We start from the raw sequence: 16292 nt of genomic DNA, 5'->3' as shown, positions 1-16292 counted from the left end.
CTAAAATGGAGTCAGGTGTATTTTTTTGTAAATCAGCCACTTAAACAAACTGGCATGGTTTTGTTTTAGACTAATATGAAACCCAAAACCTCATGCTAAAGAATTATCTTAAAACGGCCCTTCGGAACCTGTCAAGAAACAAAGTTTACAGCCTCCTCAACGTATTAGGACTGGCACTCGGAATAGGTTGTGCGCTTGTGATTTATAAGGTTATAGTTTTTGAAAATAGTTTTGATAAACATCAGGAGAGCTATTCGAACATATATCGGGTCGTCGGTCAGGGGATTAGGGCAGGAGAAGTAAGCAAAGGGATGGGAACACCTCATCCGGTAGGACCCGCCTTAAGGGAAGATTATCCGGACATTGAAAAAGTAGCCAGGGTTCATTATGTGTGGAGCAACCAGATCAATGTGAATGATGGGACTGAGACCAAAAAGTTTTTATTGGAAGAGGGAGTCGTATTTCTGGATCCTGAGTTTTTTGAGGTTTTTACTGTCGAATTTATTGCTGGTGATAAAGAGTCCGCTCTGACAGAACCAAATACTGCGGTAATATCTGCAAGAGAGAGTCGTAAGTTCTTCGGCTTTGAAGAAGGCAAAGAAGGTCTTGCTGTTGGTAAAAAAATCAATGTTGGAAACAGGCAAGATTGTAAAATAGTTGGAGTGATAGCTGACCCTCCAGAATCCACTAATTTTCCATTTACTGTATTACTAGACTACAACTCGCAGGGTGTTCAAAATCCTTATTTTGGTGATGGTAAACAATGGAACTCCACTAGTTCAAGTACAAATACTTACATATTGGTGGGTGAGGGGTTCGATCAACAGGCGTTTGATACCAAGTTGATTGATTTTGTAGATAAGCACTACGAGGAAGGTGCTTCCGAAAGAAGACGCTTTGTTACTCAGCCACTCTCTGATATACACTTTGATGACGAATACGGAAATTATGTTTACTCAACCTCTCCCGAACTTATCAAAGCCTTAGGAGTTATTGCTATTTTCCTAGTCCTGACTGCCTGCATCAATTTCATCAACCTGGCCACAGCACAGGCTGCCAATCGATCCAAAGAAATAGGAATCAGAAAGGCGATTGGGGGATACACTACCCAGTTAGTTGTTCAGTTTTTTACGGAAATCACACTTATCACCCTGGTAGCATTATTCTGTTCGTTGGCGATTGCAGAGTTTTTATTCGTTCAGTTAGAGGAAGTTATTGGCACACGCCTAAGTTTAGATCTTTTTAGTGGATTTGAGACAATTGGATTTCTGATTATTCTATTGGTATTGGTCAGCTTCCTGTCGGGCTTTTACCCTTCTATCCTTCTCAGTGGGATGAACACTGTAAAAGCACTCAAAAGCAAGATCACGGCAAAGGACCATTCCGGTGGTCTCAATATTAGAAAAGCACTGGTAGTAGCTCAATTTACCATCTCTCAGTTTCTTATCATCGGCACGGTGATCATTTCTGCGCAAATGAAGTATTTCATTGAAAAGGATTTGGGTTTTGATAAAGAGGCCATCATTAAGAGTTATTTACCCGAACAGGATGAGGTGAAAAACCAGAGATTCAAAACGATGATGCTGGAGGAGCCAGGCATTGAGTACGTTACCTTTTCTTTAAGTTCACCAACGGGCAATTCAAACTCTCATTCGAATTTCAACTATCCACCATTAGATATTGAAGAGGACTTCAATGCCAGTTTTAAACCGGCAGATGAAAGCTACATGACTTTATATGGACTTGAATTACTTGCAGGAAGAGATCTGAGAAAGGATGATAGTAGCAATTACGTGATCGTCAATCAGCGAATAGCTGACCTTATGGGCTTTAAAGATAATTATGAAGGAGCTATAGGTGAACGTCTAACCTCCGGCTGGAATGGTGATAAAAAAGTCATAGGTGTTATGAAGGATTTTCATTCGCAGGACCTTAGTGAGGGTTTTCAATACGTGATGTTGCTCCGAGAGCCGAATGTCTATTACGAGATGGCATTCAAGACGAGGGATGGTGCAAACATCAAACAAGCCATTACCCACTTTGAAGACACATGGGAGCGTGTGTATCCTGAATATGTTCAGGATTGGCAGTTTTACGATGAAGAGCTAGCAGAAAACTACGAGCAGGAACAGAGCGTCGCAACGCTTATGACGACCTTCTCAGCGGTATCAATCATAATTGGATGCCTGGGGCTATATGGGTTGATCGCATTTATTTCAGCTAACAGAACCAAAGAGGTAGGAATTCGAAAAGTACTGGGGGCATCTATCGCCAGCATCATCGGAAAGTTTACCAAAGAAGTATTTGTTCTGGTGATCATTGCTTTTCTGATTGCTGCACCGGTGGCGTATTATATCTTGAATCAATGGCTCAACGATTATGAGTTCAGAATTGATATAGGAATTGGATTTTTTGCTCTAGCCTTTTTGGCAACACTCATAATAGCCGCAATTACAGTTAGTCATCGCACAATTAGCACAGCATTAATCAACCCGGCTACCACTTTGAAAGACGAATAAATCAGGTTTTAGGGATGGTCTGTTAATCAGGCTGTCCCTTTATAAAATTTGGCACTCAAGGCCTGCTAAACTTTCCATATATTTGACGGATTCGCAAATTTGCAATACGTGATTTATGAGTAAAGAACAGTTTAGTAACCGCTGGGGTATCGTGCTCGCGGCATTAGGGATGGCGATTGGAGCGGGGAATCTTTGGCGTTTTCCAAGGTTAGCCGGACAATATGGTGGTTCCTTCATCCTTCTTTGGATTTTGTTTCTTTTTATCTGGTCTATTCCACTCTTACTTTCCGAGTTTGCGATTGGTAAAAAATTCAAAAGTGGAGTGATTGGAAGCTTTGCCCGGTTTGCAGGAAAGAAGTACACCTGGATGGGGTTTTTTATCACGATTTGCACATTGGGCATAGCCTTTTATTATTCAATCGTCACTGCTTGGTCTTTCAGATATCTTACTTTCTCTTTAGGAAACCTTTTTAGGGAAGCCACGCTTCAGGAGTCACTTCAGGCCAATCCTGACTATTTGACTAATTTCTGGAATGGCATTTCAAATGGGGACTGGGTTACGGTAATTGTATATATCTGCGTCATTTTCCTTGCCGCATTTATCCTGATTCGGGGAGTTAAGAATGGATTAGAAAAGGCAAACAAGCTTTTGATTCCCAGCCTGTTTATTCTGCTCATCATTATTGTGATTGTATCGCTGAATATGGAAGGCGGGGTACGAGGTTTGGAATATATGTTTGCTATTGATTGGACGCTTTTCAGCGATCCAACAATCTGGATAGAAGCACTTTCACAATCGGCCTGGAGTACCGGCGCAGGTTGGGGGTTAATGATGACGCTTTCAGCATTTTCCAGGGATAATGAAGATGTTACGTTAAACACGTTTATAGGGGCATTTGGAAACAACACCGCATCGCTTCTATCGGGAATGGCCATATTGCCAGCTGTTTTTGCATTGGCAGCCTCCGATGCTGAAGCGATTTCCTTCCTGCAATCCGGCAATCAGGCATTGACCTTCACCATTATTCCTATGCTTTTTGCAAATGTGCCTGGTGGGGATTATCTCTCGGCACTTTTCTTCCTGGCATTGTTCGTTGCTGCATTTAGTTCATTGTTGCCAATGATCGAACTGTTTTTGCAAAACGTGTCAGATTTAAATATCTCCAAGCGAAAGATGCTGGTTGTCGTAATCGTCTGTTTTATCGCATTCGGTTTTCCTTCCGCATGGTCGCTTGATTATTTCTCAAATCAGGACTGGGTATGGGGAGTGGGTTTGATTGTCACCGGACTTTTCATTTTGATAGGTGTAGCTATGAACAACCCAACAAGATTCAAAGAAACAACCATTGATGTAGGATCGGACATGACATTACCTTCCGGCTTTTTTAAGTTTGCTATTTTCGCCAACATCGCCATCGGGTTTTTCCTTATTTACTGGTGGCTATCACAGGATTATAGTGCCACCTGGTTTAATGAGCAGGGGCAGTGGGATTTATTTGGCGTTTACAGTAATGCTTCAACCATCACCCAGTGGGGAGTGGTTATCATAGTGGGACTGGTACTAAATGGATATTTGTATAAGAAATTTGTAAAACAATGAGCACAGGAGCAATCATAAGCATGATCGTCATCCTTACGGTGGTAATAGGTGGCTTCATTTATTTTTTAACAAGAGCAATAAAAAAAGAAAGAAATATCAATGGATAAAATTGACCCGTTAAACCAAGTAGCTGACTTTCATAAGACGTTTCGTCACCCCATTTTAAATACTCCTACCATTCCATCCGAGGATAGGTGTAAGTTGCGGGTTTCACTCATTGCTGAGGAACTTAAGGAACTGCAGGAAGCCATAGATGATAAGGACCTTGTAGAGATAGCGGATGCACTTTGTGACATTCAGTATGTACTTTCCGGAGCAGTCCTGGAATTTGGGCTGGGAGAAAAATTTCGGGCCTTGTTTGAGGAGGTGCAACGTTCCAATATGAGTAAAGCCTGTGATACGGAGGAAGAGGCTGAAAAGACAGTGCAGTATTATAAAGAGAAAAGAGACACAGAAGGATACTACGAAAAAAGAGACGGAAAGTATCTGGTCTTTAGAAAAGGTGATAACAAAACCTTGAAGTCAATTAACTACTCTCCGGCAGATTTGAAATCCATCCTCGAAAAATAGGGATTTTTGTGTAACCGGTTGTTTATAAAATGTTATGAAACGACCTCACTTATTCATTGCTTTTCTTTGTGTCCTGGTCTTTGCTTGCAATAGCCAAAAAGTCAGGATTCTTTTCGTTGGAAATAGTTTGACATACACGAACAATTTGCCCCAAATGGTAGAAGAAGAAGCAAAGAGTAGGGGAATCAAAGTGAAGTCCACCACTTTGGCATTTCCCAACTATGCAATTGTCGATCATTGGATTGATGGAGAGCTACAAAAGCGGATCATGAGTAAGGATTATGATTATGTGGTTGTTCAGCAGGGACCTTCTTCCCAGCCGGAAGGAAGAAAAATGCTCATAGAGGATGGCGCTCTTCTTAAAAAGCTTTGTGATAAATATGATACGAAGCTCGCCTATTTTATGGTTTGGCCATCACAGACCTATTACCATACGTTTGACGGGGTGATAAAGAATCATCGTGATGCAGCTCAGCAAAACGAGGCGATCCTTTGTCCGGTGGGTGAAGCATGGAAGGCATATTTCGATGAGAATGATGATTTTTCATTGTATGGAACGGACGGATTTCATCCATCTCCCAAAGGAAGCAGGTTAGCTGCACAGGTTATAGTAGATACGCTTTTAGGTGATGGATAAACTAAAGCAATATGCTGACTTGCCTATTCGCCTTTCTGTAGGATTTCATTTGATCTATGGAACGCAGGACAATGTGTTTTCATGGGAAAGAATGCTTGAGTTCAGGAACTTTCTGGAAGCTTTCGGCATGCCGTTTCCCTTATTTTCTGCGATTATTTCGGTTTATGCTCAGTTCATTGCGGGCATCTTGTTTATTATCGGATATAAGGTAAAGGAAGCAGGGCTAGTAATGATATTCAATTTCATTGTGGCCATTTTACTTGTTCACTTGAACGATCCCTACCCCAATATCTACCCGGCAATTTCGATGCTTGCCGGAGCTACTTTTCTTGTTTTTTATGGAACAGGAAAGGTAAGCGTTGATCAATGGAGGAAAAATAAAAAAGACGACTAGTCTAGTCGTCTTCATAGTAGAGTAGGTGATTGTGTGAATTCTTAGTTGACCTTGGTCATATAGACATTCCGATCCCGCTCATGTTCATCACTCACCAGAATGCCATCAATTAGTTTCCATTCGTCATCATCAGAGCTGATATTAAAATCATCGTCATCGTCCTCAATATCTTCGATAACCAGATAACCCCTTTTGTTGATGTACCATGAGCCTCTCTCAGTCTCCGTTTCATCATAGGCATTTACTGTGATCTTTAAATCATTGTCAGGTTGGAATTCAAAATAGATCTCTATGTCTTCCATGATCCCACCTACAAAGCCAGAAATGGCTTTAATAAAAACCTCTTCCAGCATTGAGTCGGCTTCATCTGCTTCTTCCTCCATTTCTTCATTGATGTCAATAACCAGCTTCCATGTGCCAATGATGTCTTTCTCTTTCACTTTTTGAGCATCAGAAAAAAATGAGACACATAAAGCGAAAACAAATAGTGCAATAGTCCTTTTCATTTTTTGGTTGTATTTTGTTATGCAAGGTACTAGTTATACTCAATTGATTTCAAAAGGTTTCATATCTATTAAACTATCCATGACTGATCACTATTTTATACCTTTGCACTTCGATTTTTAAGAAGAATTATGTTTGATAGTTTAAGTGTAAAGCTGGATCGGGCGTTCAAAACGCTAAAAGGTCAGGGACAGATCACAGAGATCAATATCGCCTCTACCATTAAGGAGATTAGAAGAGCGTTGGTAGATGCTGATGTGAACTACAAGGTGGCCAAAGATGTGACTGATAAGATCAAGGAGGAAGCATTGGGCCGAGATGTCCTAATTGCTGTTTCTCCGGGGCAGTTGCTAACCAAGATCGTTTCTGAGGAATTAACGAAGCTGATGGGTGAGACGAACGTTCCCATTAGCATTGAAGGAAACCCAAACATTATTCTTATCTCTGGTTTACAAGGTTCAGGTAAAACCACCTTCAGTGGAAAGCTTGCTAACCATCTCAAAAAGCAGGGACGAACTGTCTTACTGGCGGCTTGTGACATCTATCGACCGGCGGCAATTGATCAGCTGAAGGTGTTGGGTGAGCAGATAGGAGTGGAGGTATATGCCGAGCCCGAAAATAAGGATGCTGTACAGATAGCTAAGAATGCAATTAAGTACGCGAAGGAAAATGGCAAGAAATCCTTGATCATAGATACGGCTGGTCGTCTGGCAGTAGATGAGCAGATGATGAATGAGATTTCTAATCTGAAAGAAGCAGTGAAGCCTGCTGAAACACTTTTTGTGGTTGACTCCATGACGGGTCAGGATGCGGTGAATACGGCTGCTACATTTAATGAACGATTGGATTTTGATGGTGTCGTACTCACAAAGCTTGACGGTGATACAAGAGGTGGTGCCGCCCTATCTATTCGTAAAGAGGTAGAAAAGCCTATTAAATTCATCTCCACAGGAGAAAAATTGGATGCGATTGATCTATTTCATCCGGATCGTATGGCCAGCAGAATTCTCGGAATGGGAGATGTGGTCAGTTTGGTGGAGCGTGCTCAGCAAAACTATGATGAGGATGAGGCCAGAAGAATTAATAAAAAGATTCGTAAGAACCAATTTGGCTTTGATGACTTTCTTTCCCAAATGGAGCAGATGAAGAAGATGGGAAGCATGAAGGATTTACTGGGGATGATACCAGGAATGGGTAAGGCCATTAAAGATATTGATATCGACGATGACTCACTTAAGCCAATTGAAGCGATCATTAAGTCAATGACCCCTAAAGAACGAACGCAACCGGAGATACTAAACGGAACCCGTAAGCAACGTATTGCGAAGGGAAGCGGAACTTCTATCCAGGAAGTAAATCAATTATTGAAGCAATTTGAGCAGATGCGCAAGATGATGAAGATGATGAATAAGTCGGGAGGCAAACGAGCACTGGCCAATATGCTTGGAGGAATGAAGTAACTGTCGATGATCAAAAGCACCTGATTGTCTGACATTTATCCTGTTTAGCTTTGTCATTACTTAGTAGCTTGGCTTTCATAACCAACTTACTAAGCCATGAAAAAGATTATTGTACCCACTGACTTTTCAAAACTATCTGGATATGCGCTCGACTTTGCTGTAAAATTAGCTAATCCGCTAGATGCAGAAATTGTTGTGCTGCATCTTGAGGAGGTTCCTTTGGGTGATCTATCGTTAAACTTATCGGGTGAGGCCGGAGGAAGTCAAATATCGACGGATTCACTTTATATTGCTCAACTTTTCAGAGCTAATAAACAAAAACTAGAAGCTTTAAGAGTAGAATATTCAAATGAAAATGTGAGTGTTCATCAAGCTGGTGGTGGTTTTTTAAAAGGAATAGAACACTACGTAGAAAACCACGGGGCTGACTTAGTTGTAATAGGAACCACCGGCCAGGAAAGCATTCATGAGTTTTTTAGTGGAAATCATACGGAACAATTGATTGAGCATCTTAGTGTACCTGTGATTTCCTTGCAGGATAAGCAATTTCATAAAATCGAGGATATTGTGCTGGGATTGGATATTGAAGATGAAGTATATACAAAGAAAATATTTGAGCATGTAAAAATGATCACAGAGGCATTGGATGCACGCCTCCATATTGTTGATATCACTAAGTCTTCAAAAGATGAAGAACTGTTAAGTCGCTTAAACAAAATTGCGAAAATAGCAGGTCTAAGCAACTACATGGTCGATGTTATTGAGGACAAGCATGCTTCAGCAGCGTTACTGAACTATGCACAAGGAGCTGACGCTAGCCTAATTATCACGCTTTCGGAGGCTCGATCCGGATTTCAACGTTTCCTACAGCATTCTTTTTCCACACGGCTAACTAAGAAATCTTCGATTCCTGTAATGACTATTAATAAAGGTCACTTTTTTTAAGACTCTATCTGCAAGCCAAATGAATATGTGAAAATCAACGCTGGTAGGTCACTGCTTTAACAGCCTCAATGACTCTACTTTCATTGGGCAAAACTTCGTCTATTAGAGTAGGAGCATAAGGCAGAGATACATCCTTATTGGTAATCCTATGTATCGGGGCGTCCAACCAATCAAATGCATTTCGCTGGACATGGTGACTGATCTCAGAGGAGATAGACGATAGTGGCCATGCTTCCTCTACGATCACCAGTCGATTGGTTTTCTTAACGGACTCTACTATTGTCTGATAGTCGATGGGTCTAACAGATCTTAAATCGATTACTTCAGCCTCCGTGCCATCTTTTGCCAGTTCCTCTGCTGCTTTGTTAGCAACTTTCATCATTTTACCAAAAGATACAATAGTGACATCAGACCCTTCTCTTACAGTATTTGCCTGACCGATCTCCAGAAGATACTCTTCCTCAGGAACTTCTCCTTTGTCTCCGTACATCAACTCTGACTCCATGAAGATGACAGGGTTATCATCGCGAATAGCCGACTTCAACAGGCCTTTCGCATCATAGGGGTTTGAAGGAACCACCACTTTTAAACCAGCAGTATTTGCATACCAGTTTTCAAAATTCTGCGAATGCTGTTGACTTAGCTGTCCGGCATTTCCGGTAGGTCCGCGAAACACGATTGGCACGTTATATTGTCCTCCTGACATGGAGAGCATTTTTGCAGCACTATTAATAACCTGATCGATCGCGACAAGAGAGAAGTTGAAAGTCATGAATTCGATAATAGGACGGAGGCCGTTCATAGCAGCTCCCACACCTACACCCGCAAATCCAAGCTCGGTAATAGGAGTATCGATCACACGTTTTGGTCCGAACTCATCCAACATGCCCTGGCTTACTTTATAAGCACCATTATACTCAGCCACTTCCTCACCCATAAGAAAGACATTTTCATCTCTTCTCATTTCTTCACTCATCGCTTCACCAAGGGCTTCTCTAAACTGGATTTCTCTCATTGTACTGTTGTATTTTTCGGTGTGCTAAATTAATGATGAATGTGTGATTATTGGCCTATTTTCTAAGGGTTTTAACCACCTGATCTTTTTTGAAGGGCATAAAAAAACCCTGCCAGTCGGCAGGGTTTTGATATTTATTGAGAAGTTAAGGATTACTTAACTGCTTCGTTTACTGCATCTGCATAGTTAGTGAACTCAAGATCGTTCAATGCCATGTCCTTGTATGAAGGCTCAGCATCTACTGCTTTCTTAAGGTTAGAACCTACTTCAGAAGCATTGTTTTGTCTTGCAGCTGAAACAGCTAGTAGGTAGTAAGCATCAGCTCTTTCTACTTGCTTGAATTCAGCATCAGCCATTTTATAGTCGTTGCTCAATAAGTGAGCAAGTCCTCTGTCAACAATTACATTGTCGCTGCTTGAAGCAGATGCGAATGAAGCTTTTGCTTTGTCATACTCTGCCATTCTTAATTCAACGGCACCTTTCATCGCATTTACTTTTCCATTAACGTCGTTAGAAGACGAGCTAACACCATTTAGGGTTTCGTATGCAGCCTCGTAATCTCCCTGAAGGATTTGAACTGCAGCCATATTTGCCTGTACTTCAGCAGCTGAGCTCATTTTGTTCATTGCAATTTCTAGTTGAGTAGCAGCTCCATCTAGCTTAGAAGCATCGCCTCTTTTAGCCATCTGAATGTGAGCAGCAGCCAGGTTGTTATGTGCTTGCCACATGCCAGACTTATCAGCAGCAGCTTTATAGATAGCAGCTTTTTCTTCTAGAGAAGGGGTAAGCGTAGCGCTAAACATTAGCTCTTCAATAGAAAGAGTGTCAGCGTCAGCTTCACCGTTCACGATTGCTTTCGCAAGAACAGCAATTTCTGCATTAGACTTCTTAGGCTTCACAGTCAAAACTTCCGTTTTAGCTGATCTCAATCCAGGGTAGATGTCTTTGAAAACTTTCTTATAGGTAGAAAGTTTTTGCATTTCTTTTTCTTTCTCTACGAAAGACCCTGAGCCATTGATGATGTTAGTGTACTGAGACTTCTCTTCAGCGCTAATTCCCTCATAAGATGCAAGAGCAGCTTTGAAAGCGCTCCAGTCCTGAATCACTGGCTTAAGGATGAAGTCGATAGAGTCAGCAGCTCCTTTGTAATCGTATCGATCCATTCTGTTTCTGTAGAACTTCTCAATTTCTTTAGCACGATTTTCAGAAAGGTTGCTGTTGATTGTTTCAGAACCTTCAGGTGAGTGAGTACCTGTGATAGAAACAGTTCTGGTCACATTCTTTTCAGCGATGAAAGCGCTTAACTCATCTCTTTTCTTCTGGTTTGATTTTCCTTCGTAAGAAAGTGAAGCTCTAAGGTTAGATACTCCCTGATCAAAGTAGAAGTTTACGTTCGTCGGAACAAGCTCTTCCTTGTCGTTGTAACCATGATCTGCATATGAGGCCATCGCTACATCTTTAATCCATCGAGAGGTCATTACCAACCCTTGCGCAACCGCTAATCGATCTGTTTCTTTTGTCTTACCATTTCGAAGGTCAGTAGCTACACCCTGAACGTAAAGAGTTCCTGGGTTCATTCCTTCCTGATATGGGAATGAGAAGTTCTCCACCTTTCTAGAGGTAGTGTTTGAACTGTTAGGGAAATCTGACGCCTTGAATTCAACTGCCCCAACACTTACTTCTTGGTCACCATATACGTAAATGGTATTTAAAGTGAAGCTTGTGTTTTCCGGAAGAATTTTAGGAGGAAGAACGGCGCTCATTTCGAACGGAACATTCCCTCCGTGCACTTCAAGTGGATTGGGGTCTACTTGAAGATCATTCTCCTGAGCCAATTTTATCATCTTGTCAAGCTTACAACCGGAAAGCAAAATTGCTCCGGCAGCAAATGCCATGGCTAGGTTAAATTTTTTCATTTGATTCAGTTTTTTTAATTGTACAAACAATAAATAGTATAATTCTTAGTTATAGTGCTGACAAAATTAATCGAAAATATCATTTTCGAGCACTATTAAAGCAACTATCTAAAAGATGTATTGTTTATCTTTGCCTCAGTATAACAAATAATATGCAGGACTTTTTGGAAAAATATGCTTTTGGTGTTTGCACCCGGTTGGGTGAGAAGTTTCGAATACCAACATCAAGTATCCGACTGTTCTTTATTTATGCTTCCTTTCTCACATTCGGATCTCCGGTTATTATCTACCTGGGTTTGGCCTTTGTGATGAATTTTCGAAAAATTCTTCGAAGGAGAAATAACACCCTTTGGTACTACTAGAGGTCGCTAAATCGTTTTTTTCCCTTAATGTAATATTCAAAAATCAGCAGTCTTGATTTTGGAGCTGTTGATATTAGCTTTCGCTTTCTAAGGTTTTTGGTGAACCATAAAATGTTTTTCATATGAGCTCTTGCGACTGCAACAGCGTGTTTGGGTTTACCTTCCAGTAAAAACTTAACAGCAGCAATCCAATCCAGGACTATTCTTACAGGTAATTTTAAAATAAGCTTGCCTATGGGTAGATTTTTGATAAGAAGGCTAAGACCGTTCCGAAAGTTGAGATAGGTTTTGAATGGGCTTGTTTTATTTAGAGTGCCTCCGCCTACATGAAATACGGTTGATTCCGGTATTGATTTGATTTTTAGCCCCATGCTATGAATGCGCCAACAAAGGTCTATTTCCTCCATATGAGCAAAGAAATCCCTATCAAAACCACCCGATTTGTGAAAAGTCTCGCTTCTGATGAGCATACATGCGCCCGAGGACCAAAAAATATCTATCGCTTCATTATACTGCCCTGAATCCGATTCAATATGATCAAAAATTCGTCCTCTGCAGTACGGATAGCCTAAAAAGTCAATAAACCCACCACACGCACCTGCATATTCGAATAAGCCTTGATGGTTATAATCTTTGATTTTTGGTTGGCATGCAGCATACTCCTCGTTTGAGTCAAGAAATAGCTCTAGGGGCTGGATCCAACCAGACGTTACTTCAACGTCCGAGTTTAGTAATAGGTAGTATTCAGCTTTAATTGATTTCAGGGCTTCATTGTACCCACCCGCAAAACCATGGTTTTTATCTAATACAATGAGTTTAACTTCAGGAAAGTTGGTGTTGAGGAGCTCTAGTGAGTTATCTGTTGACGCATTATCAGCTACGTAGATATCAGCTTCTGTTGAATGCTTGATAACTCCGGGAAGAAACTTTTCCAGGTAAGCACTTCCATTATAATTGAGTATAACTACAGCTGTTTTTGCCATTTATACCATACCAGAGAGATCCATGCCGGGAATATTCGGTATCATTCCCTCAGTTGATTTTTTGATATGCTCTTTAGCCTTTATGTCCGCCTCGCTCACCGCTTTGTTTACTGCTGCGATGATTAAATCACGCATCATATCTTTATCTGAGCTATTCACCAAAGAATCATCAATGTCCAGGGCTATTAGCTCTTTATTGCCATTCGCAGTAGCCTTCACCATTCCACCTCCGGATTCACCCTCTACTTTGATATCTTTTAATTGTTCCTGGGCTTCCTTCATTTTGGATTGCATCTCCTTCACCTTGCCCATCATTTTCATCATATCAAACATATCCTTCTCATTTTTTTATCAGTGCAAAAGTACCTTTTTGTGTTCGCTTCTCTCCACTTGCTGTTTCAAAGATTATTTCATACAGATAAGTTCCCTCTGGTGCGATTGATCCGTTTAATGTTCCGTCCCAGCCAGGGCTTGGCTCATCCGACGTATAAATCAATTGTCCCCAGCGAGTATAAATGTTGGTGGTTGCAATCTCAGTAGGAAGTCCAAATAGTTCAAGATTGTCATTTAACCCGTCTCCATTGGGGGTAAAAGCATTTGGAACATAAATGACCAACTCATGTCTCACGGTTTCCGCATTCGATCTCAGAATTAATCCATCAGGATAAATGGATGTTGCCGTTATGAACTGCCTTGGGCTTCCATCTTTGGCATCTAGTTGAATTGAAAAATCAGATTGATTTATTTCACCTGTTGTTTGTGAAAAGCTGTTTCCGGATTGGTACTCATGAGTGGGAGATGTCATCAATGAATTTACCGGGGGGGTGAAAGAAACTGAATATTGATTCAGTCCTGCTTTCTCCGTGGTGACTAAAGGAGGGTTGGTTTCTGCTGTATAAAGTACTTGTCCGCAGCTATCGACATAATCGATTTTATACGAATACCTGCGTCCATTGGAGCCGATTGGATCGGTAAAAGAGGCAGTTTGCTCCGACCTAAATTCGAAATCGTCTTCCTCTAATTTTCTGTAGATCTCAAATGTTCCAAGTTCGACGGGATCGAGGTTGATATAAATGCCTGATGCCTCATATGTCGAATAAAGTGATGCGAAAGGAGAAAGAGATAATTGGGTGGTTTCTGCACAATAATCTGAACTAAATGACGAGGTATTGTTGCAGGCATCATATGCTTCAATATTCACACAATAGTCATTATTCCTATTAAATGGGATGTCTGAAATATTGAATGATAACTGATCTAAAAAACCGTCGAATACTTTCGTGCTAGATCCCTGAATCACATTGATCCGGTAATTGGTGAGGGTGTCAAAACCATCAAGTTGCAGGTAAAGACTGAAAATGTCTTTACAGGATTCTTTCACAGAGGCTTCTATTATTTCAGGGGCATTGAGGGTAGGGATGGGTACAATTTCTTCAAAAAATGAATCACACACCTCATCTGCATTGTCGAAAAAACCTTTGAGCCCAATGATTTGATTGTTCCCAGAGGAAAAGGTGAAGCTTGCCGTTTCGTCTGCTTCCAGCGTTACTGAGTCATCCACGGTGAAGTACACGCGAATGCTATCATAATAGGTGTCTAAAGATGTGACCGAGAGCTCTAATCCATTACACCTTTGGAATTCCACCTTTGGCTTAATGGACTCGAATGCTTCGACGAAAAGCGTATCTGATTTTTCTACCCCATCCTGACCAATTACCTGAACAATCTGATAAACACCGGCATCCTGATAGGTGAATGTCTGACTATTGGTTATTCCCGCACCTTCGAAATAATAGTATTGCCTCGTGATGTTACCAAAAGGATCATGTTCAGTAATGTTTACGGTCATAGGGCTACAGCCACGATCAAACTCAACTGAAAATCGTCCTTTACTACTAAATACCTGTGCTCCGACCATAGCGGGAACAAATAGAATAGCAACAATATGTAACCAACGGTGTACCAATGAATATTACGAACAAGTATCGTAAAGTTAACCTTTAAAAAGCTGGATTATTTCATCCACTTTCATAGGTTTTTGTTCTCCGGACTGCATGTTTTTAAGCATGTATTCACCAGATTTCATTTCATTGTCTCCAATCACCAGAGTATGAGGTGTCTGAATTTTATCTGCGTAATTGAATTGTTTTTTGATTTTGTCAGAGGCGGGGTATAGGTCTGCTTTGATCCCTGCCTCACGTAGCTGCATTACAACTTTTTGTCCGTGCTTCAAATTGACTTCACTGAAGTGGACAATCAGAATGTCTAATGGTTGTGTGATGTCCTCAGGGAAGAGATTGAGCTCCTCCATTACATCATAGATGCGATCCAGTCCAAATGAAATGCCGATCCCTGAAATTCCATCAAGACCGAAAACACCTGTTAAATTATCGTATCGTCCACCACCACAGATGCTACCCATTTGTACCGAGGTTGGCTTTACTTCATAGATCATGCCGGTGTAGTAGGAGAGACCTCTTGCTAATGAAAGATCAAGCTCCACTTTTAAATCTTTATCATTGAATTGATCGAGACTTTCAAAGAACTCAATAACTTCCTGAACACCTTCATTTTCAGGATTGATGGCCTTGACTTTTGATATTAGCACCTCTTTGTCTGTTTCTTCGAGTAGGCTCATTACTGCTGAAACCTTTTCTTTATCACCTCCCAGAGCCAGTACATTTTCGATGACTTTATCACTTCCTATTTTGTCAAGTTTATCTATTTCAGCACAGAAGGGAACCTCCTTTCCTTCCAAACCAACATAATTGGCGAGCATAAAGAGCATCTCCCGATGGTTAACCTTGATTACATAATCGTCCAATCTCAGATCAGAGAAAACGTCATTGAATAATAAGGTTAGCTCCACCTCATTCCAGATTGCTTTGCTTCCCACAATATCTGCATCGCATTGGTAAAACTCTCTGTATCGGCCCTTTTGGGGACGATCTGCTCTCCAAACCGGCTGAATCTGAAAGCGTTTGAAAGGAAAAGAAATATCATGTTGGTTCATGACCACAAACCGAGCAAATGGAACGGTTAAGTCATATCGCAAGCCTTTGTCTGCTATTTTGGAAGTCAGGTGTTTGCTTCCTTTCCCGTAATCCTCTTCAGAGGTTTTGCTTAGGTAATCTCCGGAGTTCAAAATTTTAAATAGCAGTTGATCTCCTTCATCTCCATATTTACCGGTAAGAGTGGATAGGTTTTCCATTGCCGGGGTTTCCAACTGACTAAATCCGTACCTGACGAAATTCTGTTTGATTTTTTCTATTATGTAACTGCGTTTTGCAGAAACTTCGGGACCAAAATCACGCGTGCCACGTGGAAGTGTTGGCTTGCTTTTAGACATTGAGAATTCGTTTTGGACAAAACTACATAATCCCCTAA

General features: G+C 41.0%; 16 protein-coding genes. 9 read left to right on the top strand and 7 right to left on the bottom strand.

Annotated features, from left to right (window positions below; all coding sequences use genetic code 11):
- Positions 1 to 92: 92 nt before the first annotated feature.
- The 6 genes from ACOQON_RS09565 to ACOQON_RS09540 all read left to right on the top strand — a co-directional run bounded on the left by ACOQON_RS09565 (position 93) and on the right by ACOQON_RS09540 (position 5720).
- Positions 93 to 2519: an ABC transporter permease gene (locus ACOQON_RS09565; RefSeq protein ID WP_420575217.1), complete on the top strand. Its 2427-nt coding sequence runs from the start codon at positions 93 to 95 to the stop codon at positions 2517 to 2519.
- 115 nt (positions 2520 to 2634) lie between these two features.
- A complete protein-coding gene (locus tag ACOQON_RS09560; RefSeq protein WP_420575216.1) occupies positions 2635 to 4119 on the top strand; it encodes a sodium-dependent transporter in 1485 nt (494 codons plus the stop codon).
- A complete protein-coding gene (locus ACOQON_RS09555; RefSeq protein ID WP_420575215.1) occupies positions 4116 to 4226 on the top strand; it encodes a MetS family NSS transporter small subunit in 111 nt (36 codons plus the stop codon). Before ACOQON_RS09560 ends, ACOQON_RS09555 begins: the two co-directional genes overlap by 4 nt.
- Positions 4219 to 4689, top strand: a complete 471-nt coding sequence (locus ACOQON_RS09550; RefSeq protein WP_420575214.1) for a hypothetical protein — start codon at positions 4219 to 4221, stop codon at positions 4687 to 4689. Before ACOQON_RS09555 ends, ACOQON_RS09550 begins: the two co-directional genes overlap by 8 nt.
- A 154-nt stretch (positions 4690 to 4843) precedes the next feature.
- Positions 4844 to 5326: a hypothetical protein gene (locus ACOQON_RS09545; RefSeq protein ID WP_420575213.1), complete on the top strand. Its 483-nt coding sequence runs from the start codon at positions 4844 to 4846 to the stop codon at positions 5324 to 5326.
- Positions 5319 to 5720, top strand: a complete 402-nt coding sequence (locus tag ACOQON_RS09540; protein ID WP_420575212.1) for a DoxX family protein — start codon at positions 5319 to 5321, stop codon at positions 5718 to 5720. Before ACOQON_RS09545 ends, ACOQON_RS09540 begins: the two co-directional genes overlap by 8 nt.
- A gap of 41 nt (positions 5721 to 5761) precedes the next feature.
- Here ACOQON_RS09540 and ACOQON_RS09535 read toward each other — a convergent pair whose 3' ends face one another.
- Positions 5762 to 6226 carry a hypothetical protein gene (locus ACOQON_RS09535; protein ID WP_420575211.1) on the bottom strand — a complete coding sequence of 155 codons (465 nt, stop codon included), beginning with the start codon at positions 6224 to 6226 and terminating at the stop codon, positions 5762 to 5764.
- A 129-nt stretch (positions 6227 to 6355) separates the two neighbouring features.
- Here ACOQON_RS09535 and ffh point away from each other — a divergent pair, with 129 nt between their 5' ends.
- A complete protein-coding gene (gene ffh / locus ACOQON_RS09530) occupies positions 6356 to 7684 on the top strand; it encodes a signal recognition particle protein (protein ID WP_420575210.1) in 1329 nt (442 codons plus the stop codon).
- Between the two features lie 96 nt (positions 7685 to 7780).
- On the top strand, positions 7781 to 8629 hold the full coding sequence (locus ACOQON_RS09525; RefSeq protein ID WP_420575209.1) for a universal stress protein: 849 nt from the start codon (positions 7781 to 7783) through the stop codon (positions 8627 to 8629).
- 34 nt (positions 8630 to 8663) lie between these two features.
- On the opposite strand, the gene ACOQON_RS09520 is transcribed toward ACOQON_RS09525, so the two are convergent.
- Positions 8664 to 9644 (bottom strand): pyruvate dehydrogenase complex E1 component subunit beta, encoded by a 981-nt coding sequence (locus ACOQON_RS09520; RefSeq protein ID WP_420575208.1) that lies wholly within the window; start codon positions 9642 to 9644, stop codon positions 8664 to 8666.
- A gap of 152 nt (positions 9645 to 9796) precedes the next feature.
- Positions 9797 to 11560 (bottom strand): hypothetical protein, encoded by a 1764-nt coding sequence (locus ACOQON_RS09515; RefSeq protein WP_420575207.1) that lies wholly within the window; start codon positions 11558 to 11560, stop codon positions 9797 to 9799.
- Between the two features lie 152 nt (positions 11561 to 11712).
- On the opposite strand from ACOQON_RS09515, the gene ACOQON_RS09510 reads away from it, so the two are divergent.
- A complete protein-coding gene (locus ACOQON_RS09510; protein WP_420575206.1) occupies positions 11713 to 11922 on the top strand; it encodes a PspC domain-containing protein in 210 nt (69 codons plus the stop codon).
- Here the strand turns inward: ACOQON_RS09510 and ACOQON_RS09505 are convergent.
- The 4 genes from ACOQON_RS09505 to hisS form a co-directional block, all read right to left on the bottom strand.
- Entirely contained in the window at positions 11919 to 12905 is a 987-nt protein-coding gene (locus ACOQON_RS09505) for a glycosyltransferase family 2 protein (protein ID WP_420575205.1), read from the bottom strand. The genes ACOQON_RS09510 and ACOQON_RS09505 overlap by 4 nt on opposite strands.
- On the bottom strand, positions 12906 to 13238 hold the full coding sequence (locus ACOQON_RS09500) for a YbaB/EbfC family nucleoid-associated protein (RefSeq protein ID WP_420575204.1): 333 nt from the start codon (positions 13236 to 13238) through the stop codon (positions 12906 to 12908). It lies immediately after the preceding gene.
- 7 nt (positions 13239 to 13245) lie between these two features.
- Positions 13246 to 14823: a gliding motility-associated C-terminal domain-containing protein gene (locus ACOQON_RS09495; RefSeq protein WP_420575203.1), complete on the bottom strand. Its 1578-nt coding sequence runs from the start codon at positions 14821 to 14823 to the stop codon at positions 13246 to 13248.
- Between the two features lie 75 nt (positions 14824 to 14898).
- Positions 14899 to 16254, bottom strand: coding sequence for a histidine--tRNA ligase (gene hisS, locus ACOQON_RS09490; protein WP_420575202.1), 1356 nt, complete (start codon positions 16252 to 16254; stop codon positions 14899 to 14901).
- Positions 16255 to 16292 lie beyond the last annotated feature (38 nt).

Origin of the sequence: Ekhidna sp. (genome assembly GCF_965221965.1) — a bacterium.
GTDB lineage: Bacteria > Bacteroidota > Bacteroidia > Cytophagales > Cyclobacteriaceae > Ekhidna.
The sequence above is the reverse complement of the archived record's forward strand: the minus strand, read 5'-3'. Positions and strand labels throughout refer to the sequence as shown.

What these genes read in the sequence shown, in the direction of transcription:
- ACOQON_RS09565 (WP_420575217.1), top strand. Translation starts at nt 93, where the DNA reads ATGCTAAAGAATTATCTTAAAACGGCCCTTCGGAACCTGTCAAGAAAC.
- ACOQON_RS09555 (WP_420575215.1), top strand. Translation starts at nt 4,116, where the DNA reads ATGAGCACAGGAGCAATCATAAGCATGATCGTCATCCTTACGGTGGTA.
- ACOQON_RS09525 (WP_420575209.1), top strand. Translation starts at nt 7,781, where the DNA reads ATGAAAAAGATTATTGTACCCACTGACTTTTCAAAACTATCTGGATAT.
- ACOQON_RS09505 (WP_420575205.1), bottom strand. Translation starts at nt 12,905, where the DNA reads ATGGCAAAAACAGCTGTAGTTATACTCAATTATAATGGAAGTGCTTAC.
- ACOQON_RS09560 (WP_420575216.1), top strand. Translation starts at nt 2,635, where the DNA reads ATGAGTAAAGAACAGTTTAGTAACCGCTGGGGTATCGTGCTCGCGGCA.
- ACOQON_RS09550 (WP_420575214.1), top strand. Translation starts at nt 4,219, where the DNA reads ATGGATAAAATTGACCCGTTAAACCAAGTAGCTGACTTTCATAAGACG.
- ACOQON_RS09500 (WP_420575204.1), bottom strand. Translation starts at nt 13,238, where the DNA reads ATGTTTGATATGATGAAAATGATGGGCAAGGTGAAGGAGATGCAATCC.
- ACOQON_RS09540 (WP_420575212.1), top strand. Translation starts at nt 5,319, where the DNA reads ATGGATAAACTAAAGCAATATGCTGACTTGCCTATTCGCCTTTCTGTA.
- ACOQON_RS09495 (WP_420575203.1), bottom strand. Translation starts at nt 14,823, where the DNA reads ATGGTCGGAGCACAGGTATTTAGTAGTAAAGGACGATTTTCAGTTGAG.
- ACOQON_RS09515 (WP_420575207.1), bottom strand. Translation starts at nt 11,560, where the DNA reads ATGAAAAAATTTAACCTAGCCATGGCATTTGCTGCCGGAGCAATTTTG.
- ffh (WP_420575210.1), top strand. Translation starts at nt 6,356, where the DNA reads ATGTTTGATAGTTTAAGTGTAAAGCTGGATCGGGCGTTCAAAACGCTA.
- ACOQON_RS09510 (WP_420575206.1), top strand. Translation starts at nt 11,713, where the DNA reads ATGCAGGACTTTTTGGAAAAATATGCTTTTGGTGTTTGCACCCGGTTG.
- ACOQON_RS09545 (WP_420575213.1), top strand. Translation starts at nt 4,844, where the DNA reads ATGGTAGAAGAAGAAGCAAAGAGTAGGGGAATCAAAGTGAAGTCCACC.
- ACOQON_RS09520 (WP_420575208.1), bottom strand. Translation starts at nt 9,644, where the DNA reads ATGAGAGAAATCCAGTTTAGAGAAGCCCTTGGTGAAGCGATGAGTGAA.
- hisS (WP_420575202.1), bottom strand. Translation starts at nt 16,254, where the DNA reads ATGTCTAAAAGCAAGCCAACACTTCCACGTGGCACGCGTGATTTTGGT.
- ACOQON_RS09535 (WP_420575211.1), bottom strand. Translation starts at nt 6,226, where the DNA reads ATGAAAAGGACTATTGCACTATTTGTTTTCGCTTTATGTGTCTCATTT.